The 23,665-nt window shown below is 65.1% G+C and carries 19 protein-coding genes; 6 read left to right on the top strand and 13 right to left on the bottom strand.

Annotation, left to right across the window (positions count from 1 at the left end; translation table 11 throughout):
- Positions 1–64 precede the first annotated feature (64 nt).
- The 4 genes from ACY48M_RS00330 (at position 65) to ACY48M_RS00315 (ending at position 4,781) form a co-directional block, all read left to right on the top strand.
- Positions 65–1,636: a sugar ABC transporter ATP-binding protein gene (locus ACY48M_RS00330; protein WP_462818257.1), complete on the top strand. Its 1,572-nt coding sequence runs from the start codon at positions 65–67 to the stop codon at positions 1,634–1,636.
- Positions 1,633–2,682 (top strand): ABC transporter permease, encoded by a 1,050-nt coding sequence (locus ACY48M_RS00325; RefSeq protein WP_462818256.1) that lies wholly within the window; start codon positions 1,633–1,635, stop codon positions 2,680–2,682. The genes ACY48M_RS00330 and ACY48M_RS00325 overlap by 4 nt, the downstream gene beginning before the upstream one ends.
- The gene (yjfF, locus tag ACY48M_RS00320) at positions 2,679–3,689 is read left to right on the top strand and encodes a galactofuranose ABC transporter, permease protein YjfF (protein ID WP_462818255.1); all 1,011 of its coding nucleotides are present in this window, start codon (positions 2,679–2,681) and stop codon (positions 3,687–3,689) included. The genes ACY48M_RS00325 and yjfF overlap by 4 nt, the downstream gene beginning before the upstream one ends.
- Before the next feature lie 75 nt (positions 3,690–3,764).
- Entirely contained in the window at positions 3,765–4,781 is a 1,017-nt protein-coding gene (locus tag ACY48M_RS00315; protein WP_462818254.1) for a LacI family DNA-binding transcriptional regulator, read from the top strand.
- An 82-nt stretch (positions 4,782–4,863) separates the two neighbouring features.
- On the opposite strand, the gene mmsB is transcribed toward ACY48M_RS00315, so the two are convergent.
- From mmsB to ACY48M_RS00270, 9 genes are all read right to left on the bottom strand, one after another.
- On the bottom strand, positions 4,864–6,168 hold the full coding sequence (gene mmsB / locus ACY48M_RS00310; protein WP_462818253.1) for a multiple monosaccharide ABC transporter permease: 1,305 nt from the start codon (positions 6,166–6,168) through the stop codon (positions 4,864–4,866).
- Complete coding sequence (gene mmsA / locus ACY48M_RS00305) at positions 6,168–7,700, bottom strand: multiple monosaccharide ABC transporter ATP-binding protein (protein WP_462818252.1); 1,533 nt, start codon at positions 7,698–7,700, stop codon at positions 6,168–6,170. Before mmsA ends, mmsB begins: the two co-directional genes overlap by 1 nt.
- A 105-nt stretch (positions 7,701–7,805) precedes the next feature.
- Positions 7,806–8,915, bottom strand: a complete 1,110-nt coding sequence (gene chvE, locus ACY48M_RS00300; RefSeq protein WP_462818251.1) for a multiple monosaccharide ABC transporter substrate-binding protein — start codon at positions 8,913–8,915, stop codon at positions 7,806–7,808.
- A 57-nt stretch (positions 8,916–8,972) separates the two neighbouring features.
- Entirely contained in the window at positions 8,973–10,490 is a 1,518-nt protein-coding gene (araA, locus tag ACY48M_RS00295; protein ID WP_462818250.1) for an L-arabinose isomerase, read from the bottom strand.
- Complete coding sequence (locus tag ACY48M_RS00290; RefSeq protein WP_462818249.1) at positions 10,490–11,197, bottom strand: L-ribulose-5-phosphate 4-epimerase; 708 nt, start codon at positions 11,195–11,197, stop codon at positions 10,490–10,492. Before ACY48M_RS00290 ends, araA begins: the two co-directional genes overlap by 1 nt.
- Positions 11,194–12,921 (bottom strand): ribulokinase, encoded by a 1,728-nt coding sequence (gene araB / locus ACY48M_RS00285; RefSeq protein ID WP_462818248.1) that lies wholly within the window; start codon positions 12,919–12,921, stop codon positions 11,194–11,196. Before araB ends, ACY48M_RS00290 begins: the two co-directional genes overlap by 4 nt.
- 195 nt (positions 12,922–13,116) lie before the next feature.
- Positions 13,117–14,181, bottom strand: a complete 1,065-nt coding sequence (locus ACY48M_RS00280) for a LacI family DNA-binding transcriptional regulator (protein ID WP_462818247.1) — start codon at positions 14,179–14,181, stop codon at positions 13,117–13,119.
- 23 nt (positions 14,182–14,204) lie between these two features.
- A complete protein-coding gene (locus tag ACY48M_RS00275; RefSeq protein WP_462818246.1) occupies positions 14,205–15,350 on the bottom strand; it encodes a cystathionine gamma-synthase in 1,146 nt (381 codons plus the stop codon).
- A gap of 27 nt (positions 15,351–15,377) precedes the next feature.
- On the bottom strand, positions 15,378–16,736 hold the full coding sequence (locus ACY48M_RS00270; RefSeq protein WP_462818245.1) for a cystathionine beta-synthase: 1,359 nt from the start codon (positions 16,734–16,736) through the stop codon (positions 15,378–15,380).
- Positions 16,737–16,874: 138 nt separating this feature from the next.
- Between ACY48M_RS00270 and ACY48M_RS00265 the strand changes: the two genes are divergently transcribed.
- The gene (locus ACY48M_RS00265) at positions 16,875–17,585 is read left to right on the top strand and encodes a DUF3105 domain-containing protein (protein WP_462818244.1); all 711 of its coding nucleotides are present in this window, start codon (positions 16,875–16,877) and stop codon (positions 17,583–17,585) included.
- Positions 17,563–18,264, top strand: coding sequence for a DUF305 domain-containing protein (locus ACY48M_RS00260; protein WP_462818243.1), 702 nt, complete (start codon positions 17,563–17,565; stop codon positions 18,262–18,264). Before ACY48M_RS00265 ends, ACY48M_RS00260 begins: the two co-directional genes overlap by 23 nt.
- A 7-nt stretch (positions 18,265–18,271) precedes the next feature.
- Here ACY48M_RS00260 and ACY48M_RS00255 read toward each other — a convergent pair whose 3' ends face one another.
- From ACY48M_RS00255 to ACY48M_RS00240, 4 genes are all read right to left on the bottom strand, one after another.
- Entirely contained in the window at positions 18,272–20,161 is a 1,890-nt protein-coding gene (locus ACY48M_RS00255; protein ID WP_462818242.1) for an ABC transporter ATP-binding protein, read from the bottom strand.
- A gap of 47 nt (positions 20,162–20,208) precedes the next feature.
- A complete protein-coding gene (locus ACY48M_RS00250) occupies positions 20,209–21,168 on the bottom strand; it encodes a carbohydrate ABC transporter permease (RefSeq protein ID WP_462818241.1) in 960 nt (319 codons plus the stop codon).
- On the bottom strand, positions 21,165–22,136 hold the full coding sequence (locus ACY48M_RS00245) for a carbohydrate ABC transporter permease (RefSeq protein ID WP_462818240.1): 972 nt from the start codon (positions 22,134–22,136) through the stop codon (positions 21,165–21,167). The genes ACY48M_RS00250 and ACY48M_RS00245 overlap by 4 nt, the downstream gene beginning before the upstream one ends.
- 86 nt (positions 22,137–22,222) lie before the next feature.
- Positions 22,223–23,554 carry an ABC transporter substrate-binding protein gene (locus ACY48M_RS00240; RefSeq protein ID WP_462818239.1) on the bottom strand — a complete coding sequence of 444 codons (1,332 nt, stop codon included), beginning with the start codon at positions 23,552–23,554 and terminating at the stop codon, positions 22,223–22,225.
- Positions 23,555–23,665: the final 111 nt, after the last annotated feature.

Genomic DNA, 23,665 nt, shown 5'->3' with positions numbered 1-23,665 from the left:
CGGATGCGCCCGGCCGTCGTAGGCCGGGCGCATCCCCCACCGCACGTTCTCAATGAGGAGATCCATGAGCGAGCCGCACGCCACCCCGATGGTCGAGATGAAGAACATCTCCATCGCCTTTCCGGGGGTGAAAGCGCTCGACGCGGTGAACTTTCGCATGTTCCCCGGCGAAGTCCACTCGCTTATGGGCGAGAACGGGGCCGGCAAGTCGACCCTCATCAAGGCGCTCACTGGCGTCTACTCGATCGACTCCGGCACCATCGCGCTCGACGGCAGCCCTCTCACCGTTTCGGGGCCGGCCCAGGCACAGGATGCCGGCATCAGCACGGTCTATCAAGAGGTGAATCTCCTCTCGAACCTGTCGGTTGGCGAAAACATCATGCTGGGCCGCGAGCTCCGCCGCTTCGGTCTCATCGATTGGAGGGCGACGCACCGGCGAGCGGCCGACGTGCTCGCGGGGCTCAGCCTCGACATCGACCCGGCATCCGCCCTCAGCTCCCACTCCCTTGCGGTGCAGCAGCTCGTCGCCATCGCGCGAGCTATCGACATCAACGCCAAAGTCCTCATCCTCGACGAGCCGACGTCGAGTCTCGACGCCGATGAGGTGGCCGAACTCTTTCGCATCATCCGTCGCCTTAAAGAGTCCGGGGTCGCGATCTTGTTCGTGAGCCACTTTCTTGACCAGGTCTACGAGATCGCCGACCGGCTCACGGTGCTGCGCAATGGCGCGCTCGTCGGCGAATACCGCACCGACGAGATCCTGCGCATCGAGCTCGTCCACAAGATGATCGGCAAAGACATCGAGCTGCTCGAAAAGCTCGAGACGCGCACGAAATCGGTGATCGATCCGGATGCCCCGACCGCCGAGCCGTACATTGAGATCGCCGACCTCGGCCGCAAGGGGTCGATCGAACCGACGACGCTGAGTGTGCAGCGCGGCGAGGTGGTCGGCCTCGCCGGCCTTCTCGGCTCTGGTCGCACCGAACTCGCGCGGCTGCTCGCCGGCGCCGACCGTGCCGAGTCCGGCACCATGCGCATCGCCGGTAGGCTGCGCCGGCTGAGAACCCCGCGCGCCGGCCTCTCGCACCGCATCGCCTACTCGTCTGAAGACCGCAAGCACGAGGGCATCATCGATGACCTCAGTGTGCGCGACAACATTGTGCTCGCGCTCCAAAGCGACCGAGGGTGGTTCCGCCCCATCCCCCGCAAGCGACAAGACGAACTTGCCGCGAGCTACATCTCGGCACTCGGCATCCGCCCGGCGAACCCAGATGCACTCGTGCGCAACCTCAGCGGCGGCAACCAGCAGAAGGTGCTGCTCGCGCGCTGGCTTGCCGTCGCCCCACGGCTCCTCATCCTCGACGAACCCACGCGAGGCATCGATGTCGGCGCGAAGGCCGAAATTCAGCGTCTCGTAGCGAATCTCGCCGAGGAGGGCATGTCGGTCGTCTTCATCTCGGCCGAGCTCGAAGAGGTATTGCGCCTCAGCCACCGCATCGCCGTGATGCGCGACCGGCGCAAAGTCGCCGACTTCGTCAATGAAGACGTCACGGTCGGCGAGATAATGACGCTGATCGCGAGCGGCTCCGACGACGATGCGGATGCTGTTGCCACCACGGTCGGGGCCGGCGCATGAACGGGCGCTCCGGTGTCGCGACACGGGTTCTGCACAGCCGGCTGTTCTGGCCCATCGTCACCCTTGTGGCGCTGTTTGCACTCAATGTCGCCGTGTCACCCTCGTTTCTTTCTATCAGGGTGCACGACGGCCACCTCTTCGGCAGTCTCGTCGACATCCTCCGCAACGGTGCTCCGACGCTGCTCGTCGCGCTCGGCATGACGCTCGTCATTGCGACGCGGGGCATCGACCTTTCGGTTGGCGCGGTCGTCGCGATCGCCGGCGCACTCGCCTGCACGATCATCGCCGACTCCCCAGACCCTGGCGGCCTCGGCACCGTGCTCACCGCTGTCGGCGTCGCGCTCGCCTTCTCGCTCGTGCTCGGAGCCTGGAACGGCTTTCTCGTCTCAGTGCTCGGCATCCAGCCCATCATCGCGACGCTCATCCTCATGACCGCGGGGCGGGGCATCGCGATGCTCATCACCGAGGGGCAGATCATCACGATCACGAGTGCGCCATACAAGGTCATCGGCGGCGGGTATTGGTTTGGGCTCCCCGCCTCCATCATCATCGCCGGGGCGATGTTTATCGTCGCTGGGCTGCTCACGCGGCGCACGGCGCTCGGCATGCTCATCGAATCGGTGGGCATCAACCCTGTAGCGAGTCGCCTCGCCGGGGTGCGGGCCCGCAGCATCACCTGGACGGTGTACATCTTCAGCGGGCTCTGCGCCGGCATCGCCGGGCTCATGATCAGCTCGAATGTCACGGCGGCCGACGCCAACAACGCGGGCCTTTGGATCGAAATGGATGCCATCCTCGCCGTCGTCATCGGCGGGACATCCCTCGCGGGCGGACGGTATTCGCTCACGGGCACCCTCGTTGGTGCGTTCATCATCCAGACCCTCACGACCACGGTGTACACGGTCGGGATTGCCCCCGAGATCACACTCGTGTTTAAGGCCCTCGTCGTGATCGCCGTCTGCCTGCTGCAGTCGCCCACTATGCAGGAGCGGCTCCGCCGACGCTCGAGAACCACCCCGACAACAGCAACGGCGGTCGCATCATGACAACAACACTGCCCCCCGTGAAGACGTTTGCTCCGCGCGGTCGCCTCGCACGGTTCATCCCGTCGTCGCGCTACACCTCGGTCATTGTGACCTTCGTGCTGCTCATCGCCATGTTCGGCGTCGGTTCTGCACGGTACCGCGGCTTTGCCTCTGGCCAGGTCGTCATGAACCTCTTCATCGACAACGCCTTCTTGATCGTGCTCGCCGTCGGCATGACCTTCGTCATCCTCACGGGAGGCATCGATCTCTCTGTCGGTGCCGTCGTCGCCCTCTCCACCATGATCGCGGCGAGCCTGCTCCGCGACGGATGGAACCCCATCGCCGTCATCATCGTTGTGCTCATCGTCACCTCGACGCTCGGGCTGCTCGTTGGACTTGTTATCCACTACTTCGACATCCAACCGTTCATCGCCACCCTCGCCGCCATGTTTCTCGCGCGTGGGCTCTGCTACGTCATCAGCCTCGACTCCATCTCGATCACCGAGCCGTTTTTCGTCTCGCTCGCGCAAGCACGCATCCCGCTCGCCGATCGGCTCAGCATCACCCCGACCGTCATCATTGCGCTCGCTGTCGTGATCGTCGCGTTTATCGTGCTGCACTTCACCCGCACCGGCCGCACCGTCTATGCCATCGGCGACGGCGGGCAGTCCGCGCACCTCATGGGCCTCCCCGTCGTGCGCACAAAAGTGCTCGTCTACGTCATCAGCGGATTCTGCTCGGGGGTCACCGGCATCCTCTTCAGCCTCTACACACTCTCCGGGTACAGCCTCACCGCCGTCGGCATGGAGCTCGACGCCATCGCCGCCGTCGTCATCGGCGGCACCCTCCTCACGGGCGGCTACGGGTTCGTGCTGGGGTCGCTGCTCGGGGTGCTCGTCCTCGGCATCATCCAGACCATGATCAGCTTTGAGGGCACGCTCAGCTCCTGGTGGACGAAGATTGTCATCGGGGGTCTGCTGCTGCTGTTCATCATCCTGCAGCGCCTGCTCTCGACGCGTCCGCGCTGAGCGCACCCGTGCGCACCGGCATAATGCAAGAACACGATGTGACATCGTGACTGACCCGAGGGACCCACACCGCATATGAGGGACGACAAGGCCCGCGTCGCAAACATCTTCGATGTCGCGCGGCTCGCCGGGGTTTCGCACCAGACGGTGTCCCGCGTTGTCAACGACCTTCCCAATGTGCGACCGGCGACCCGCAAACGGGTCGAAGACGCCATCCGCCAGCTCCGCTACCGCCCGAGCACGAATGCTCGCGCACTCGTCACGCGGCGATCGCGCACCATTGGGGTCATCACAACTGGGAGCCCAGATTACGGGCCATCGTCGACGCTGCAAGCTCTCACCGAGTCGTCGCGCGACGCCCGCTACAACATCAGCATCACCAGCATGCTCGAAGCCGATCCGGTCTCCATGCGCACCGCCGTCGAAACGCTCCTCTCCCAGAGCATCGAGGCCATGGTCCTCATCGCCGCCCACCGCGGCGCCCTCGACGCGATTCAGGGGTTCGACCTCGGGGTGCCGCTCGTCGCCGTCGACAGCAGTGCCAGGCCCGGCTTCCACAGCGTCTCAATCGACCAGTTTCATGGGGCTCGCCTCGCCACCGATCACCTCATCGCGCTCGGCCACACCGACATCGTGCACCTCGCCGGGCCGGAACACTCGATGGATGCCGCCGAACGCACCCGCGGATGGCGTGCAGCACTCGACGGGGCCGGGCTGCTCGCGCGGGCACCCCTCGTCGGCGACTGGTCGCCGGGCAGCGGCCACCGGCTCGGACTCGAACTCGCCGACACTGGCGGCTTCACCGCAGTCTTCAGCGGCAACGACCAGATGGCGCTCGGCCTGATGTTCGCGCTGCGGGAGCGTGGCATCCGGGTTCCAGAGGATGTGAGCATTGTGGGCTTCGACGACATCCCAGAGGCGGCGTTCTTCACGCCGCCACTCACGACCGTGCACCAAGATTTCGCGGGCCTCGGCAGCGACATTATGGCCGCGTTGCTCGAGCTGCTCGACGACAGTGAGGGTGAGCCGGATGCCGTCGCGCACGCCGTGCCGACCCTCGTGACGCGCGGCTCGACGGCAGCGCCGAAGTAGTCCGCACACACGGAGGAGTCCGCACACACGAACGCCGGCCGCCCGCAGTGCGGGCGACCGGCGTCATCGCGCGGGGTAACGCCTACTTTTCGGGCGTGCCTGCCGGACCGGCTGTGCTGTCGGCCTTCGTGGCCTCAGCCTTGGCCTCTTCGACCCGGATCGACTCAGTGAGCACCGATGCCTTGTTGGCGCGACGCCCGCCTGAGCGACGCTTGTTGAAGACGTCGAAGGCGACCGCGAGCAGCAACACCATGCCCTTGATGAACTGCTGGTAGTCGGTCGTGACGCCGAGCAGGGACATGCCGTTGTTGAGCACACCCATGATCAGGCCACCAATGATCGCCCCGACGACGGTGCCAACGCCGCCGGTAACCGCCGCTCCGCCGATGAAGGAGGCGGCGATCGCGTCGAGCTCGAACAGGTTGCCGGCACCCGGCCCAGCCGAGTTGAGTCGGCCAGTGAAGACGATCCCGGCGAGTGCCGCGAGCACGCCCATGTTGACGAAGAGGTAGAAGTCGACCTTCTGCGTTTTGATGCCCGAAAGCTGGGCCGCGTGAAGATTGCCACCGCGGGCGTAGATATGACGGCCGAAGACGCTGCGGTTCATCACCGAGGTGTAGACGACGACGAGGATGCCGAGCACGATGAGCACGATCGGAGTGCCGCGCGAGCCTGGCGCGATGCCGAGGAGGTACGTCATCCCGACAACGAGTGTCGCCGTGAAGGCGAGCTTCACAATAAACCAGGCGAAGGGTTCGGTCTCAAGACCCGTCTTCGATCGCGCGATACGCGACTTGAGCTGCGAACCGATGAGCATCAGCAGCGCGAGGGCGCCGAGCCCGACCGTGATCCACTCGGCCGGCGACGAGCTCGCCGGGAACAGCCCTGGAAAGAGGTAGCCACCACCGAGCTGGCGGTACTCCGTGGGAAACGGCGTGATCTGGCGGTTGCCAAGCACAATCTGCGTGAGGCCGCGGAAGATGAGCATTCCAGCGAGGGTCACGATAAACGCCGGGATGCCGACGTAGGCCACCCAGAACCCCTGCCACGCGCCGACGATGGCGCCAATGAGGAGCGAGCCGAGGATCGCAAGCCACCATTCCATGCCCCACGACTGGATCATCACGCCCGACATAGCACCGACGAATGCGGCGACCGAGCCGACCGAGAGGTCGATATGCCCCGCAATGATGATCATCACCATCCCGATCGCGAGGATCAGGATGTAGCTGTTCTGCACGATGATGTTCGACACATTGCCCGCCGTGAGCAGGCGCCCGTCCGTGAGGATCTGGAACAGCACCACGATCACGATGAGGGCGAGGAAGATGCCGATCTGGCGGATTCGGCCCGCCAAGAATTCGATGGACTGACTCAGGACACCCATTACTGTTCCTTCTCTTTCGTCATGTATTGCATGAGCGCCTCGGGGGTCGCCTCGGCGACGTCCATCTCTCCCGTGATGTGTCCCTCGGAGAGCGCATAGATGCGATCCGAGATTCCCAGAAGTTCAGGCAATTCGGAGGAGATGACGATGATCGCCTTCCCCTCTGAGGCAAGCTTGTTGATGATGGTGTAGATCTCATACTTAGCGCCGACGTCGATGCCTCGTGTTGGCTCGTCCAGGATGAGCACGTCGGGGTCGGAGAACATCCACTTCGATAGCACGACCTTCTGCTGATTGCCGCCCGAGAGCTTGCCCGTGATCGATTCGACCGAGGGCGCCTTGATGTTCATGCTCTTGCGGTACTCGCCCGCGACGACGTGCTCGCGATTGCCGTCGACCCAGCCGCGCTTCGCGAGTTTGCCGAGGGCGGCGGCGGAGATGTTCCGCTTGATGTCGTCGAGCAGGTTCAGGCCATAGCGCTTCCGGTCCTCGGTCGCGTAGGCGATGCCCGCCTTGATGGCGTCGGACACACTCTTGGTCTTCACCTCGGAGCCGTGCATATACACGCGGCCCGTGATGTGCGAGCCGTACGAGCGACCGAACACACTCATCGCGAGCTCCGTGCGCCCGGCGCCCATGAGCCCCGCGATACCGACAACCTCCCCAGCTCGGGCGTTAATGCTTGCGCCGTGAATGACAACCCGCTCGGTCTCGGTCGGGTGGTGCACCGTCCAGTCTTCGATGCGGAACACCTCCTCGCCGATGTGTGGCGTGCGGTCAGGGTAGCGATGCTCAAGGTCGCGCCCCACCATGCCCCGAATAATGCGGTTTTCCGAAACCTCGTCAGCCCGCATGTCGAGTGTCTCGATCGTGCGGCCATCACGGATGATCGTGACCTTGTCGGCGATCGCCTTGATCTCGTTGAGCTTGTGACTGATGATGATCGACGTGATGCCCTGACCCTTGAGGTGCTTGATGAGGTCGAGCAGGTGTGCGGAGTCCTCATCGTTGAGGGCCGCTGTTGGCTCGTCGAGGATCAGAATCTTTACCTCTTTGGAGAGCGCCTTTGCAATCTCGACGAGCTGCTGCTTGCCGACTCCGATGTCGTTAATGACCGTCGTCGGGTCGTCGCTGAGGCCGACACGCGCGAGAAGTTTGGCCGCCTCAAAATTGGTCTTATCCCAGTCGATGAACCCTCGACGCGAGATCTCATTGCCGAGGAAGATGTTCTCGGCGATCGAGAGGAACGGGCTCAACGCGAGTTCCTGGTGGATGATGACGATGCCGCTTTTTTCGCTGTCGCGGATGTCGCGAAAGCTCACGGTCTCGCCCTCGAAGACGATGTCGCCCTCGTAGGTTCCGTGTGGGTAGACGCCCGAAAGCACCTTCATAAGGGTGGACTTTCCGGCGCCGTTTTCGCCACAGATCGCGTGCACTGCGCCGCGTTCGACGGCCAGGCTCACGTCCTGCAGCGCTTTGACGCCCGGGAACGTCTTGGTGATGCTTTGCATCTCGAGAATGTTGGCGACCATTCCCTGCCTCGCTTCATTGTGTGGTCGATGGGACGGCGGAACGGCCGGATGCGGTGCAGTGTACGCCCGCACCCGGCCGTCCCACCAGTGATGGGGCCCCGCTGGTTACTGCAGGTCTTCAGCGGTGTAGTAGCCGCTGTCGATCAGAACCTCTTCGTAGTTGTCGGCCGTAACAATGGTCGACTCGAGGAGGTATGAGGGAACAACCTTGACGCCGTTGTCGTACGTCTCGGTGTCGTTAACCTCTGGCTCCTCCCCATTGAGCACAGCGTCAACCATCTCGACGGCCTGCTCGCCCAGGAGGCGGGTGTCCTTGAAGATGGTCGCGTACTGCTCGCCCGCGATGATCGACTTCACCGAACCGACCTCGGCATCCTGGCCCGTGATGATGGGCAGGTCGCTCGCCGAGTAGCCACCCGACGTGAGGGCGGAGATGATGCCGATCGACAGGCCGTCATACGGGGAGAGCACACCGTCGAGCTGCGTGCTGCCGATGACGGTGAGCAGGTTCTCCATGCGCTCCTGCGCCGTCTCGGGCAGCCAGCGAAGGATCGCCGCCTGCTCGAAGTCGGTCTGACCCGAGGGGACGACGAGTACGCCGCTGTCCATGTAGGGCTGGAGGGTGTCAATCGCGCCATCCCAGAAGAAGTTGGCGTTGTTGTCATCCGGGCTGCCCGCGAAGAGCTCGATGTTAAACGGACCAGTAGCACCGAGGTCTTCACCAGCCGCATCGACGATGCCGAGGCCCTGGAGCAGCGATGTTGCCTGCTGCACGCCGACCTCGTAGTTGTCGAAGGTCGTGTAGTAGTCGACATTCTCCGAACCATTGATGAGGCGGTCATACGCAATGACCGGGATGTCGTTGTCGGCAGCCTGCTGCAGCACCTCTGTGAGGGTCGTGCCGTCGATCGAGGCGATGATGAGCGCCTGGGCGCCGCTCGTGATCATGTTCTCAATCTGCGACAGTTGCGTGGGGATGTCGTCATTGGCGAACTGGAGGTCGACCTGGTAGCCGAGCTCCTCGAGCGAGGACTGCACGTTCTCGCCGTCGGCGATCCATCGCTCCGACTGCTGCGTCGGCATCGAGACGCCGACGAGGGCGCCTTCGGTGTCGCCGTCGCCGCCACCGGTTGTACGGTCACCTGAACAGCCCGCGAGGGCCAGGATCAGTGCACTCGCGGCAGCGATGCCGGCGAGTTGCTTCCTTATCTTCACTGTGGTTCCTTTCGTTGTGGTTTGGGACTTCTTCGTCACAGGGATCCTTGGGTGCGGTTATAGCCCTTGGGCGAGCCGGTAGTAGGCGGCGTTCCAGCGCACTTCGCGCTGGAAGTCGCGGAGCGTCGTGTCGTCGTCGATCGTGAGCAGCTCGACGCCAGCGATGTCCGCGAAATCGCGGAAGACCTCGATGCCGACCGCCGTCGTCATGACGGTGTGGTGGGCTGCGCCGGCGGAGAGCCACGCTGCAGCAGAGGTCGCGAAGTCCGGCGCCGGCTTCCACAGCGCGTGGCCGACGGGAAGCTTGGGCATCGGCTCATCGAGCGGCACGTTTTCGACGACGTTCGCCACGAGGCGGAACCGGTCGCGCATGTCGCTCATCGCGACGACGAGGGCGGGGCCAGGGTCGGCGGTGAAGACGAGCCGCACGGGATCTTCTTTGCCACCGATGCCGAGGGGATGCACCTCGAGGGTGGGCTTCGAGGTCGTGAGCGACGGGCTCACCTCGAGCATGTGGGCGCCGAGGATCTTCTCGTCGCCCGGCGTGAGGTGGTAGGTGTAGTCCTCCATGAGACTCGCGCCGCCCGGCAGGCCTGCGCCCATCACGTTGGCGGTACGCACGAGGATCGCGGTCTTCCAGTCGCCCTCGGCGCCAAAACCGTAGCCATCGGCCATGAGCCGCTGCACCGCGAGGCCTGGCAGTTGCCGCAGCGCACCGAGGTCTTCAAAGCTGGTCGTGAAGGCGCCGAAGCCACCATTCTCGAGGAACGAGCGCAGGCCGAGCTCGACCGCCGCACCGTAGCGCAGCGACTCGTGGCGGTCACCGCCGCGACGCAGTTCGGATGCCACGTCGTAGAGCTCGTCGTACTCCGCCACAAGCGCATCGATGCTCTCGTCGCTCACGGCGTGCACCGCGTCGGCGAGCTCGTTGACGCCCCAGGTGTTGACCTGCACGCCGAAGCGCAGCTCGGCCTCGGTCTTGTCGCCCTCCGTGACGGCGACGTAGCGCATGTTGTCGCCGAAGCGGGCGAGCTTCAGCGTGTGGGTCGCAGCCCAGCCCGCCGCTGCTCGCTGCCAGGTGCCGACCTGCGCCGTGACATCCGTGTTGCTGACGTGGCCGACGACCGTCTTGCGCGCGACGCCGAGTCGGGTCTGGATGTAGCCGAACTCGCGGTCGCCGTGGGCGGCCTGATTGAGGTTCATGAAGTCGAAGTCAATGTCAGCCCAGGGCAGCTCGACGTTGGCCTGCGTGTGCAGGTGCAGCAGCGGCTTGCGCAGCGCGTCGAGCCCGGCGATCCACATCTTGGCCGGGCTGAAGGTGTGCATCCAGGCGATGACGCCGATCACGTTGTCGGCCGCGTTGACCTCGAGCGCGAGGCGACGGATCGACTCGCTCTCCTTCAACACCGGCTTCCACACGATCTTGACGGGCACATCGGATGCCTCGCCGAGCGTCTCAGCGATCGCGCGCGACTGCTCGGCCACCTGCTGCAGCGTCTCCTCGCCGTAGAGGTTCTGGCTGCCGGTGACGAACCACACTTCGTAGTGGTCGAGCGACGTGACGAGCTTTGGCACTAGATGGCTCCTTCAGGCTGCTGGCCGTAGACGTTCTGATAGCGGGTGAAGAGAGCGTCGATCGACTCCTGCGGGATGGGGATGAGCTCCCCCGCCTGCCGGGCGATGTGCACCGTGCGCGCGACATCCTCGACCATGACGGCCGCCTTGACGGCGTCGCGGGCGTGCTTGCCGATCGTGAAGGGGCCGTGGTTTTGCATGAGCACGGCCCGTGAGCGGTGGCCCTTGAGCGTCGCGACGATGCCGCGGCCGATCGAGTCGTCACCGATGATCGCGAAGGGGCCGACGGGGATCTCGCCGCCGAATTCGTCGGCCATCGCCGTGATGACGCACGGGATCGACTCGCCGCGGGCCGCCCACGCGGTCGCATACGTCGAGTGCGTGTGCACGACGCCACCGACCTCCGGCATGTTCCGGTAGACGTAGGCGTGTGCCGCCGTGTCGCTCGAGGGGCTGCGGTCGCTCCCGGGGGTCCCGTGGATGACGGAGCCGTCAAGGTCGCAGAGAATCATGTTCTCGGGGCTGAGCTCGTCGTAGTCGACGCCGCTCGGCTTGATCACGAAGAGGTCGGCGCCCGGCACCCGCCCGCTGACATTGCCGCCCGTCCACACCACGAGGTCGTAGCGTGTGAGCTCGGCGTGGAGGGATGCGACATCCGCGCGCACCGCGTCGATGGCCGCCTGAATCTCGGCGCTGAAGGCACTCATACGCGCACCTCCCGCTCTGCGGCATCGACTGCCGGGATCGTCGTCGCCTCGCCGCCGAGCACCTCACGGCGACGCGCCTTGAGCCGCTTCATAACGTCGTTGGCGCCGCGCCCGAAATAGTCGTGCAGCCGCTGGTATTCGGCATAGAGCGCGTCGTAGGCGTCGGCCGCCTCAGCGTTCGGCGTGTACACCGCCCGGTTGAGCTTGCCCATCGCGGTGCCTGCCTCACGGATGTCCGCGTAGGCCCCCGCGGCGACCGCGGCGTGGATCGCCGAACCGAGCGCCGGGCCCTGCTCGCTCGCAATCGTCGAAATCGGCAGGCGCAGGATGTCGCTGTAGGTCTGCATGAGGAACGGGTTGCGCAGCAGGCCACCCGCGACGATGAACTCCGTCACTGGCACGCCGCTCGCGTTGAAGGTTTCGATGATCGTGCGGGTGCCAAACGCGGTCGCCTCGAAGAGCGCGCGGTAGATCTCCTCCGTGCGCGTCGTCAGCGTCATGCCGAGCACGGTGCCGGAGAGATTCGTGTCGACGAGCACCGAGCGGTTGCCGTTGTGCCAGTCGAGCGCGATGAGCCCATGACCGCCGACCGGCTGGTCCTTCACGAGATCCGTGAGGTACTCGTGGATGCTCTGGCCGGCCCGCGCCGCCGCCTCCGTGTAGCGTGCGGGCACCTGGTTCTTCACGTACCAGGCGAAAATGTCGCCGACGCCCGACTGTCCGGCCTCGTAGCCGTAGAGACCCGAGACGATGCCGCCGTCGACGACGCCGCACATGCCTGGAACCTCGGCGAGGACATCCGAGTTCATGACGTGGCAGGTGCTCGTGCCCATGATGGCGACCATCTGGCCCGGCTCGACCGCCTGTGCTGCGGGGGCCGTCACGTGCGCGTCGACATTGCCGACCGCGACCGCGATGCCCTCTGGAAGGCCCGTCCAGGCGGCTGCCTCGGGCGAGAGCGTTCCAGCGGCGTCGCCGAGCTGGCCGATCTCGTGCGCGACCTTCTCGTCGGCGAAGCCGGCGAAGCCGGGGTTGAGCGCGGCAAGGAACTCGCGGCTCGGGTAAGCGCCATCCTGCAGGATGCCCTTGTAGCCGGCCGTGCAGGCGTTGCGCACATAGCGCCCGGTGAGCTGCCAGACAATCCAGTCAGCGGCCTCAACCCAGTGGTCCATCCGCTCATAGAGCTCGGCGTCTTCTTCGAGCAACTGGAGCCCCTTGGCAAACTCCCACTCGCTCGAGATGAACCCGCCGTAGCGCGGCAGCCATGACTCGTTCCGGTCGGCGGCGAGGGCGTTGATGCGGTCGGCTTGGCCCTGCGCCGCATGATGCTTCCACAGTTTCACGTAGGCGTGCGGGCGGCCCTCGAACCCGGCAACCTCGTTGAGCGGGGTTCCGTCGGCGAGCACCGGCATGGGAGTCGATGCCGTGAAGTCGGTGCCGATGCCAATGACGGATGCCGGGTCAATGCCCGCCGTCGCGACGGCCTCGGGGATGGCGGTCGAGAGCACGGCGACATAGTCGGCTGGCACCTGGAGCGCCCACTCGGGCGGCAGCGTGGCACCCGTGGCCGCAAGGGTCGTGTCCATTACCGCGTGCGGGTAGTCGAGCGTAGCTGAGGCGAGCTCGGCGCCGTCGGAGACCCGCACGACGACCGCTCGGCCGCTCAGGGTGCCGAAGTCGACGCCGATGACGTGGCGATCGACGGTTGGCTCGGGCACACTCACCGCGGCGACTCCTTCGTCAGCTCTTGCTCGGTCGGTTCAGGGATGGTGCAGATTGCCACTCCGCGACCTCGCGATCACGGCGCTGTGTGACAGAAATGTGACCGCTCGTGTGACCGTTCACAATTTAGAGGCAATGCTAACCCTATTCGGGGAATCTGTGTCAAGCCTTGAGCAAATCGTGACAACCGCGAAGCATCAAACCCTCGGGTCGGCTGTCGATGACCGCAACACGAGTTGCGGCGCCACCTGCTCATGATTCGCGTCAGACGAGCCCGTGATCTCATCAAGCAAGATTGCGAGCGACCGCCGACCGATCTCAGGAAAGTCCTGCCGCACGGTCGTGAGCGGCGGCCAAAAATGTGCCGCATCCGGAATATCGTCAAACCCCACGATGCTCACATCGAGCGGCACCCGCACGCCAGCGCCGTGCAGTGCGTGCACCAGGCCGAGCGCCATTTGGTCGTTCGCGCAGAATACGGCGGTGAAATCCGGATGCCGCAGCAACTCCCTCCCCGCATGAAACCCAAAGTCTGCCGTCCAGTCGCCGAGGATCGGCGGCCTCGTTGACAGGTCGGCCTCGTTGATCTCCTGCAAAAACCCGCGCATGCGGGCATCCGCCTCGATCCAGTCCTGCGGCCCCGCGAGGTGCTCGATCTCACGGTGCCCAAGATCGATGAGGTGTCGCGTCGCGAGGCGCGCACCGGCAACCTGGTCGACCGACATGCTGTGACTCGAGTCGCGCTGCGTGGAATCGAGTGTCACGAAGGGGATCGTGAGGCTCATGTCGGCGATGGCATCAAACACGCTCACGTGGGGCGCGACGATGACGATCGCCTCGACGGCCTGTTGGCGCAAAAAATAGAGTCCGTCACGGATCGACTCGTAGTCGGCGGCCGTGTTCGTGATCATGACGCGGTAGCCGGACTGCCGAGCGGCGACCTCGATCGCGTGCACGCTCGTCGTTGGCCCATAGTGCGCGGTCTCTCCCGACAGCACGCCGATGGTGCGACTGCGGTTGGTGACGAGTGCCCTCGCCGCCTGATTCGGCTGATAACCCAACTGCTCGATGACCTCGAGCACGCGCTCCTTGGTGCTCTGGCGGATGTTGGGAGAATCGTTGAGCACGCGAGACACGGTTTGGTACGACACCCCGGCGAGCCGCGCGACATCTCGGATGTTCGGCGCGCGAACCTTCTCTGGTTCCATGGTCTCCGGGCCTGTCGTGATGTGTACGTTCACATTCTGCGTGACGCCCTCCATTATGCACGCGTCCGGAGCGGCTCCTACAGGCGGTCGAGCGCCTCAGTGATGTCGGCGAGCAGGTCGTCGATGCCTTCGATGCCGACCGACAGCCGCAGCACATTCTCTGGCACAGCAAGCTCGGTGCCCTTCACGGAAGCGTGCGTCATCTCGGTCGGGTAGCAGATGAGCGACTCGATGCCACCGAGCGATTCTGCGAGCTGAAAGACGCTCGTGCTCTCGGCAACCGTTCTCGCCGCCGCCTCGCCACCCCGAAGCGCAATCGAGAGCATCCCGCCAAAGTCGGTCATCTGTCGCTTCGCGATCTCGTGACCCTGGTGCGACGCGAGACCCGGGTAGTAGACGCGCTCAAGGGCGGGGTGGTGCTCGAGCGTCGCGGCGATCGTGTGCGCGTTCGACGAGTGCCGGTCCATGCGCACCGCGAGCGTCTTGATGCCGCGCACCGTGAGCCATGCCTCCATGGGCGACGACACGGCGCCGACGCCGAACTGGAGAAAGGCGACCTGCTCGGCGAGTTCGTCGTCGTTGAGGATGACGGCGCCACCAAGCACATCGGAGTGCCCGCCGAGATATTTCGTCGTCGAGTGCACGACGACATCGGCGCCGAGCGCGAGCGGCTGCTGCAGGTACGGGGTGGCAAAGGTGTTATCGACGACGACGACCGCCCCGGCCTCGTGCCCGATCTCGGCGAGCGCGGCGATGTCGGTGATCTTCATGAGCGGGTTGCTCGGGGTTTCGAGCCACAGCACGCGGGTCTCGCCGGGCCGGATGGCCGCGCGCACAGCGTCGACATCGCTCATTTCGACGGTGGACAGCCCGACACCCCACGGCACGTGCAGGCGGTTGACGAGCCGATGGGTGCCGCCGTAGACGTCGTTGCCCATGAGCACGTGGTCGCCGGGCTTCAGGATGGCGCGGAGGAGCGAATCCTCTGCTGCGAGTCCAGACGCAAAACTGTAGGCGTGCGCACCGCCTTCGAGCGAGGCGAGGAGGGTCTGCAGCGAGTCGCGCGTCGGATTGCCGCCACGGGCGTATTCGTAGCCATTGCGGAATCCGCCGATGCCGTCTTGCACAAACGTCGATGACAGGTAGATGGGCTGCACGACGGCGCCCGTCGTGGGGTCGAACTCCTGGCCGGCGTGGATTGCCCTGGTGCTGAAGTCGCTCATTGGTGGTTCCTTACTTGCTGGGGTGCGCTACTTGGCGAGGTGCGCGAGCACGTCGCGCGGGCTCACGAGGCCGACGGGCTTGCCCGCGTCGAGCACGAGCAGCGTGTCGGACATCGCCAAGCGCTGGCTGACGTCGTCGATGGTTTCGGATGCTCCGACGAGGCCGAATGGCTCGCCCATGACCTCGGTCACTGGCGCATCGAGTGAGGTGTGTCCGTTCGCGACGGCCTCGGCGAGCGCGGCAGCAGACACGCGGCCTGCGACCTCACCGAGCACGACGGGTGGGGCGGCGGCGAGCACTGGCACCGCGGCAAGTCCGCTTTCGGCGAGCAGTCGCACCGCGTCGCGCACGGCGTGGTCGGTGCGCACGTGCGGCAGCGCTTCTGGCGCTGTCGCGACGACCTCGCCGAACGTGGTGCCCGGCGTGGCCGATGCCATGAAGCCGTGGCTGCGCATCCAGCTGTCGGAGAACGTCTTGCCGAGGTAGCCGCGCCCGCCGTCGGGCAGGAGCACGACGACGACATCGTCTGGTCCGAGTTCGCGGGCCGCGGCGAGCGCCGACACGACGGCCATGCCGCTTGAGCCACCGACGAGCAGTCCCTCTTCGAGCGCGAGGCGTCGCGTCATGTCGAAGGCTTCAGCATCCGTCACCATGATGATGTCGTCGACCACGGTGGGGTCATACGCGCTTGGCCAAAAGTCTTCGCCCACGCCCTCGATGAGGTAGGGGCGACCGGTGCCACCCGAGTACACGGAGCCTTCGGGGTCGGAGCCGATGATGCGCACGGCGCCGTCAGAGACCTCTTTGAGGTACTTGCCGGTGCCGCTGATGGTGCCGCCGGTGCCGACACCCGCGACGAAGACTGTGAGGCGGCCGTCGGTGTCGCGCCAAATCTCTGGCCCGGTCGACTCGTAGTGGCTCAGCGGACCATTGGGGTTCGCGTACTGGTTTGGCTTGAAGGCACCGGGAATCTCGCGAGCGAGCCGGTCAGACACCGAGTAGTACGACTCTGGGCTGTCTGGCGCAACACTGGTGGGTGTGACGACGACTTCGGCGCCATAGGCCCGCAGCACGTTGCGCTTGTCTTCGCTCACCTTGTCTGGGCAGACGAACACGCAGCGATACCCACGCTGCTGGGCGACGAGCGCGAGCCCCACCCCCGTGTTGCCCGAGGTCGGCTCGACGATGGTGCCGCCGGGCTTCAGGTCACCGGAGCGTTCTGCCGCATCGACGATCTTCGCCGCGATGCGGTCTTTCGACGAGCCGCCGGGGTTGAGGTATTCGACCTTGACGAGCACGGTCGCCGAGATTCCCTCCGTGACCGAGTTGAGTTTGACGAGGGGCGTGTTTCCGACCAGATCGAGGACGGTGTTTGCGTACTTCATGGTCGGGCCAATCTACCAGCGGCCGTCTCCGTGTTACCGGCGCGGAATAATGGATGCGCATTCATGTTTTCCTTAGGGAGGCCTCAGTAGGCTCGACCCTGCGCACCCTTGCCGACGAACCGACAGGACCAACAGCCCGTGCCACCACGCGACCAGAACACTCCCGACGAACCTATTGTGCCCCCGGGCGCGAAGAAGCTCACCGTCAAGCAGGAGCGTGAGCAGCGTCGGCTCGCCAAAGTCGAAGCCTTCAAGAAGCAGCAGGCCAAAGCAAAGCGCAATCGCATCATTGCGATCACGCTGAGCTCGGTCGCAGCCCTCGCCGTTGTCGCTGTCATTGTGGCGATCGTCGTGACGAGCGCTCAGCCGCAGCGTGACCCCGACGATATCGACATCGCGGACGTCGAGACCTGGTCGGACATCGACTACTCCCACGTCGAGACCACGGTCGACTACGAGGGCACCTACGGCATGAATCCTCCCGCCGGCGGCAGCCACAATCAGACCTGGCTGAACTGCGGCATCTACGAGGAGGAGCAGGTTGCCGAGCACGCGGTGCACTCGCTCGAGCACGGCGCGCTCTGGATCACCTACGACCCGGCAATCGTGACTGGCGACGATCTCGACACGCTCCGCGACGCGATGCCGAGCAGCTACATCATCCTCTCCCCGATCGCTGACCTCGACGCTCCCGTCGTCGCCTCCGGCTGGGGCACCCAGGTGAAGCTCGATGGCGTCGACGACGAGCGCCTCGGCGACTTCATCGAGAAGTACTGGCAGTCGAGCGATGTGCCCGAGGCTGGCGCGAGCTGCAGTGGAGCGCTGGATGGCCCAGGCAAGCTATCCTGATTCCGTCGCGCCGACTGAGACTCGGCGCTCGCACCTTTCGACGCGACTCATCGTCGCGCTCATCCTCGGCGGGGCTCTGCTGGTCGCGGTGGCATTCGGCATCGGCCGCGTGACCGTGCCGACGGCAGAGAGCACGCCGTCGACGACGAGCGCCGAGGCGGGGTTCGCCCGCGACATGCAGACTCACCACCTGCAGGCCGTCGAGATGTCGCTCATCATCCGCGATCTCACCGACGATGAGGAGGTTCGCCTGCTCGCCTACGACATCGCCACCGCACAGCAGCAGCAGGCCGGCCAGATGTTCGCCTGGCTTGAGGTGTGGGGCCTGCCGCAGGCCGCGGCAGAGCCGTCGATGACCTGGATGACCCGGCCAACCCTCGACGGGGCCAGTCACGAGCACGACGAGGGTGACGGTGAATCGTCCCACGTTCCTGGCGACCCCATGCCGGGGCTCGCGACGAGCGAGCAGCTCACCACGCTCAAGTCCCTCGAGGGCGTTGAGGGCGAGGCCTACTTTCTCGAGCTCATGATCGCCCACCACATTGGCGGCGTCGAAATGGCCGAGGCCATCCTCGACCGCAGCGAAAACGGCGTGGTCACGAAGCTCGCTGGCGGCATGGTCACGGTGCAGGAGAAAGAGATTGATCTCATGACCGAGATGCTCGAGGAGCGCAGCTAGCGAGCGATTACGGATGCTCCGGCGCCGCGACCTGGCGCTGGAACAGGCTCGCGTACACCCCGTCGAGGGCGATGAGCTCGTCGTGCCGCCCCTGCTCAACCACGCGGCCGCCGTCAAGCACAAAGATGACGTCGGCCCCGACGACGGTCGAGAGGCGGTGGGCAATCGCTACCGTCGTGCGGCCCCTGGCCGCCTCGTCAAGGGCGGACTGCACAATGGCCTCCGACACGCTGTCGAGCGCGCTCGTCGCCTCGTCGAGGATGAGCACGGCGGGGTCTTTCAGCAGCACCCGCGCTATGGCGACCCGCTGCTTCTCGCCACCGCTGAGCCGATAGCCGCGTTCGCCGACGACGGTGGAGTAGCCGTCGGGAAACGACACGATCGTGTCGTGGATGTTCGCCTTGCGGGCGGCCGCTTCGAGCTCGTCGTCGGAGGCATCCGGTCGCGCGTAGCGCAGGTTCTCGGCGATCGTCGCGTGAAAGAGATATGTCTCTTGGCTCACGATGCCGATATTGCGCATGAGGTCTTCGTGATCGAGCTCGCGCACGTCGGCACCCGCGAAGCGCACGGTGCCTGACGTGGCCTCATGCAGCCGCGGGATGAGGTACGACACGGTCGTCTTGCCCGCGCCGGAGGGCCCGACGAATGCCGCGTACTGGCCGGGCGCTATCGAGAACGAGACGTCTTTGAGCGTCGCCGGTGAGGTGTCGGGGGCGTCGGGGTAGCGGAAGACCACATCGTCGAACTCGATGCGACCGAGCTCCTCCCCCGAGACGGGCCGGGCGTCGGGGCGATCGGTGATGGCCGGCGTGAGGTCGAGGTACTCGAAAATGCGCGCGAACAGGGCCGAGGAGGTTTGCAGGTCGAGCGCGACACGCATGAGGCCCATGAGCGGCCAGATGAGCCGAGCCTGCACCGTCGTGAACGCGACGATCGTGCCGGCGGTGACGTCACCGACATCGCCGATGATGAGCCACGCTGCCACGAGATAGATGATCGCGGGGATGATCGAGAGAAACACCTGCACGGTGGCGAAGAACCACTGCCCACTCATGGTCTGCCGCACCTGGAGGTCGACCTGCCGGTGATTCTCGGCCGTATACCGACCGACCTCGCCCCCCTGCTGGGTGAAGCTCTTCGCGAGCAGGATGCCGCTGACGCTGAGCGACTCCTGCGTGATCGCGGTCAGATTGCTCAACGACTCCTGGGTCTCGCCAGCAATGCGAGCGCGCACGACCCCGATGCGGCGCTGAGCGACGACGAGGAGCGGCATGAGGATGACGGCGACAATCGTCATCTGCCAGCTCAGGAGGAGCATGGCGACGAAGGCGGCGATCACGGTGACCGTATTGCCGATGACACTCGAGACGGTATTGCTGAGCACTCCGGCAACGCCGCCGACATCATTCTGCAGACGGGACTGGATGACGCCCGTCTTGGTGCGGGTGAAGAACGCGAGTTCCATGCGCTGCAGGTGGTCGAAGAGGCGAATGCGCAGCTCCCCCATCACCCTGTTGCCGACGGATGCTGTGAGCCACGTCTGCCACACTCCGAGCGCCGCAGAGGCCACCCACAGGGCGATCATGATGAGCACGAGCTCGACGAGCACCGGCACATCCGGCGTGCCGCTCTCGGGAAAGAGACCCCGGTCGAACGCCTGCTGGGTGAGCAACGGCGGGATGACGCTGATGCCAGCGCCGATGAGCACGAGGGTGATGGTGAGCGTGAGGGTGCGGCGGTGGGGGGCGAAGAGCCCGCCGATGCGCCGCAGGAGATCTGGCACCTGGGGTGCTTCAGCGTTTGCGCGCCGCTGCGCCTCAGCATCGGCACTCGAAATACGGGTGCGCTGCTTTCCGTATCTGCCGGTTTGCCCGTGCCCGTGCCCGCTCGCGCTCATCACCTCACCCTAACGACGGGTGGGGCGCCCATATTCCGGATGCCCGGCTACCCCTTCGTCGATCCGGCAAGCAGCCCGCGCACGAAGTAGCGCTGCAGGCTGAAGAACACGATGAGCGGCACGATCAGCGACACGAACGCTGCCGCCGTGAGTCGTTGCCACTCCTGACCTCGGCTGCCGGTGAGTTCGGCGAGGCGCTGGGTCAGCGGTGCGACATCCGCTGTGCCGCCGGAGAAGATCAGGGCGACGAGCAGGTCGTTCCACACCCACAAGAACTGGAAGATCGCGAATGATGCGATCGCGGGCATCGCGAGCGGGATCACGATGCGGTAGAAGATCTGCCCGTGCGTCGCGCCGTCGACCCTCGCCGCTTCGATGAGTTCGCGCGGAATCTCGGAGATGAAGTTGTGGAGCAAGAAGATCGCGAGCGGCAGGGCGAAGATCGTGTGGGCGATCCAGACCGGCGCATACGTCGTGTCGGGAATGAGGGGGATGATGTCGTGCAGCTGTCGCTGCGCCGGCAGGAGAAACGCCGAGAACAGCTGCAGGAGCGGGATGAGTGCCATCTGCAGCGGCACGACCTGGAGGGCGAAGATGAGCACGAACAGGGCGCTGCTGCCCTTGAACTTGATCCACGCGAATGCGTAGGCGGCCATGGTCGCGAGCACGAGCGGGAAGATGGTCGCGGGGATTGTGATCGCCAAAGAGTTGACGAAGTACTGCCCGAGCTGCGGCGACGACGACGAGGGCGAAAGCAGCACCTCGGCGTAGTTATCGAGGGTGAATCCCGTGTTCTCGAAGATCGTCCACCATCCGGTGGTCTTGATCTCCTCCTCCGGACGGAACGACGAGACAAACAGACCGAAGGTCGGCATCGTCCACAGCACGGCGATGACGAGCGCCGCGATCGTCGCGGTGCGGGAGGTGAGCCGGCGCTTGACGCGCTTCGTCTTTGGCTCTTCGGTTGGCGCGACACCCACTGGCATCGGAGGGGTGGTCGAAGTCATCGGATCTCCCTCTGCTGGCGCAGGACGCGCACGTTGTAGATGACGATGGGCAGCACCATGATGAAGAGCACGACGGCGAGCGCCGCACCCCGGCCCGCTTCGCCCGCACGGAACGCCTGCGTATACATCTCGTTGGCGACGACGCTGGTCTCGTAGTTGCCCGCGGTCATCGTCCTGACGATGTCGAAGACTTTGAGCGTCGCGATCGAAATCGTTGTCACCACGACGACGAGCGAACCCCGGATGCCCGGGATGGTGACATTAACGAATCGCTGCCAGGGGCTGGTGCCGTCGAGTTGGGCCGCTTCGATCTGCTCGGTCGGCACGCCCTTGATCGAGGCCGAGAGCACGACCATCGCAAATCCGGTCTGGATCCAGATCATGACGAGGATAAGAAAGAGGGTGTTCCACGGTGGTTCTTGCAGCCATCGCACTGGTTCGGCCCCGAACCAGGTCACGACGGCATTGAGCAGACCGATCTGCTCATTGCCCGGGCCCCGATACTCATAGATGAAGCGCCAGATGATGCCGGCACCCACGAACGAGATCGCCATGGGCATAAACACGAGGGCCTTGAAGACCCGCTCCCCGCGCGACTTGTCGATGAACACGGCATAGGCGAGACCGACAGCCGTCGAGACGAGCGGCACGAGGAACACCCAGATGAAGGTGTTCCGCAGCGAGATGAGTCCGGCCGGCTGGGTGAACGCCCAGACGAAGTTGTCGAAGCCGATGATGTCACCGGCGTTGTTCGCAAACGCCAGGATTGTCGTCCGCACCGCCGGGTACACGAGCCCGACTGCGAGCAGCAGGATCGCTGGGGCGAGAAACAACACCAGCTGCCAATAGTCGCGACCGCGGCGTGGCGCGCGATCGATGAGAAAGAGGATGAGCCCCACCACCACCGCAAAGAGCGAGAGTGCGAGAATCACCTGCACGATCTTGCCGATAAGGTCAGCTGTCGTCATCGACGGACCCCGTTCTATTCGAGTCGAATCTCAGGAGGCTGAGAGGCCGCCCGTCAGACGGACGGCCCCTCAGTGCGTTCACTCGCTCAGCTGGAGGGCCAGCTGGCTTCGATGTTGTCGACCGTGGTCTGCGAGTCCTGGCCACCGATCCACGCGACAATGCCCTTAAAGAACGAGTCCGACCCGACAGCCCCTGGCATGAGGTCCGAGGCGTCGAAGCGGTAGGTCGTGTTCGGGTCCTGCAGCGTTTCGATGACCGAGACGAGCAGATCGCTCGACGCGTTCTCAGGGTCCACGCCAGTGTTGGCACTCACGGTGCCACCGAGGGAGACGCGGATGTTCGCCCACTCGGCACTCGACAGGAACCGCTGCACGGCGTCGACCTCTTCTGCCTCGCGGAACGCGCCGACGATCTCGCCGCCGCCGGTGACCGCTGCGGCATCCGCCTCAGTGCCCGGCATCACGAACGCCCACACGTCGCCATCTTCTGCGACGGTCGTGCCTTCTGGCCAGATGCCCTCATAGAACGAGGCCTGGTGGTGCATGGCGCACTGGTCTTCGAGCACGGGCCAACCGCCCTCGTGGAACGTGATGTCGAGGATCGACCGCACGTCGCCGTAGCCGCCGTTGACGTAGTCCTCGTTCTTGAGGATCTCACCGGCCGCGTCGAATGCCTCGACGATGGCTGGGTCATTGAAGGGGATCTCGTGCTCTACCCACTGGTCGTAGACCTCTGGACCGCTCAAGCGAAGCACGTAGTCCTCAATCCAGTCGGTGCCGGGCCAGCCTGTTGCGGCGTCGGACGAGAACCCGGCACACCACGGCTTCATTGTGCCGTCGGCCGCGATGTCCTCCGTGAGGCTGGTGAGGTCGTCGAGGGTCTCGGGAACCTCCCACCCGTTTTCTTCCCACACACTCGGTGAGTACCAGATGAGGCCCTTGACGCTCGCCATGAGCGGAGCGCCGAGGAAGGTGCCGTCGACTGTGCCGTAGGCCTTCCAGTCTTCCGACCAGTATTCGTCGACGTTGGCCTCCACCTCGGCGGAGGGGGCGACAAGGCTGTCGGCGAAACCGGCGAAGAGCCCCGGCTGCGGGAAGATGCCGAGGTCGGGGGCGTTGTTGCCTTCGACGAGCACCCGAACCTGGGCTTCGAACTCCTGGGTGCCCTGGTACACAATCTCGATGCCGGTGCAGGCAGAGAAATCGGCCCACGATTCCTCCAAGCGCTCGGCCTCGGCTTCGACGATGGTGCCGTAGATGCTGACTTCGCTGCCCTCGAAGGTGCCGTACAGCTCGTAGTCAGAACAATCGTCGGGGCCCTCAGCGGCGATGTCGCCGGTGCAGCCAGCCAAGGCGAGTCCCGCGACGGCGGCGAAGGCGATGGGAGCTGTGACTCTCCGGTGCAGGTGTGATCTCATGTGCTTCCTCCTCGTTGAGGCCGCGGGCCACGTGCTGGCACCCGCGGGCATGGGTGGCCCCTGGTCGGGGGACACTCTCGATCTTGAAGGTACGGCAAGCAGAACCACTCA

The sequence above is a fragment of the Homoserinimonas flava genome, assembly GCF_054969005.1.
The sequence above is the reverse complement of the archived record's forward strand: the minus strand, read 5'-3'. Positions and strand labels throughout refer to the sequence as shown.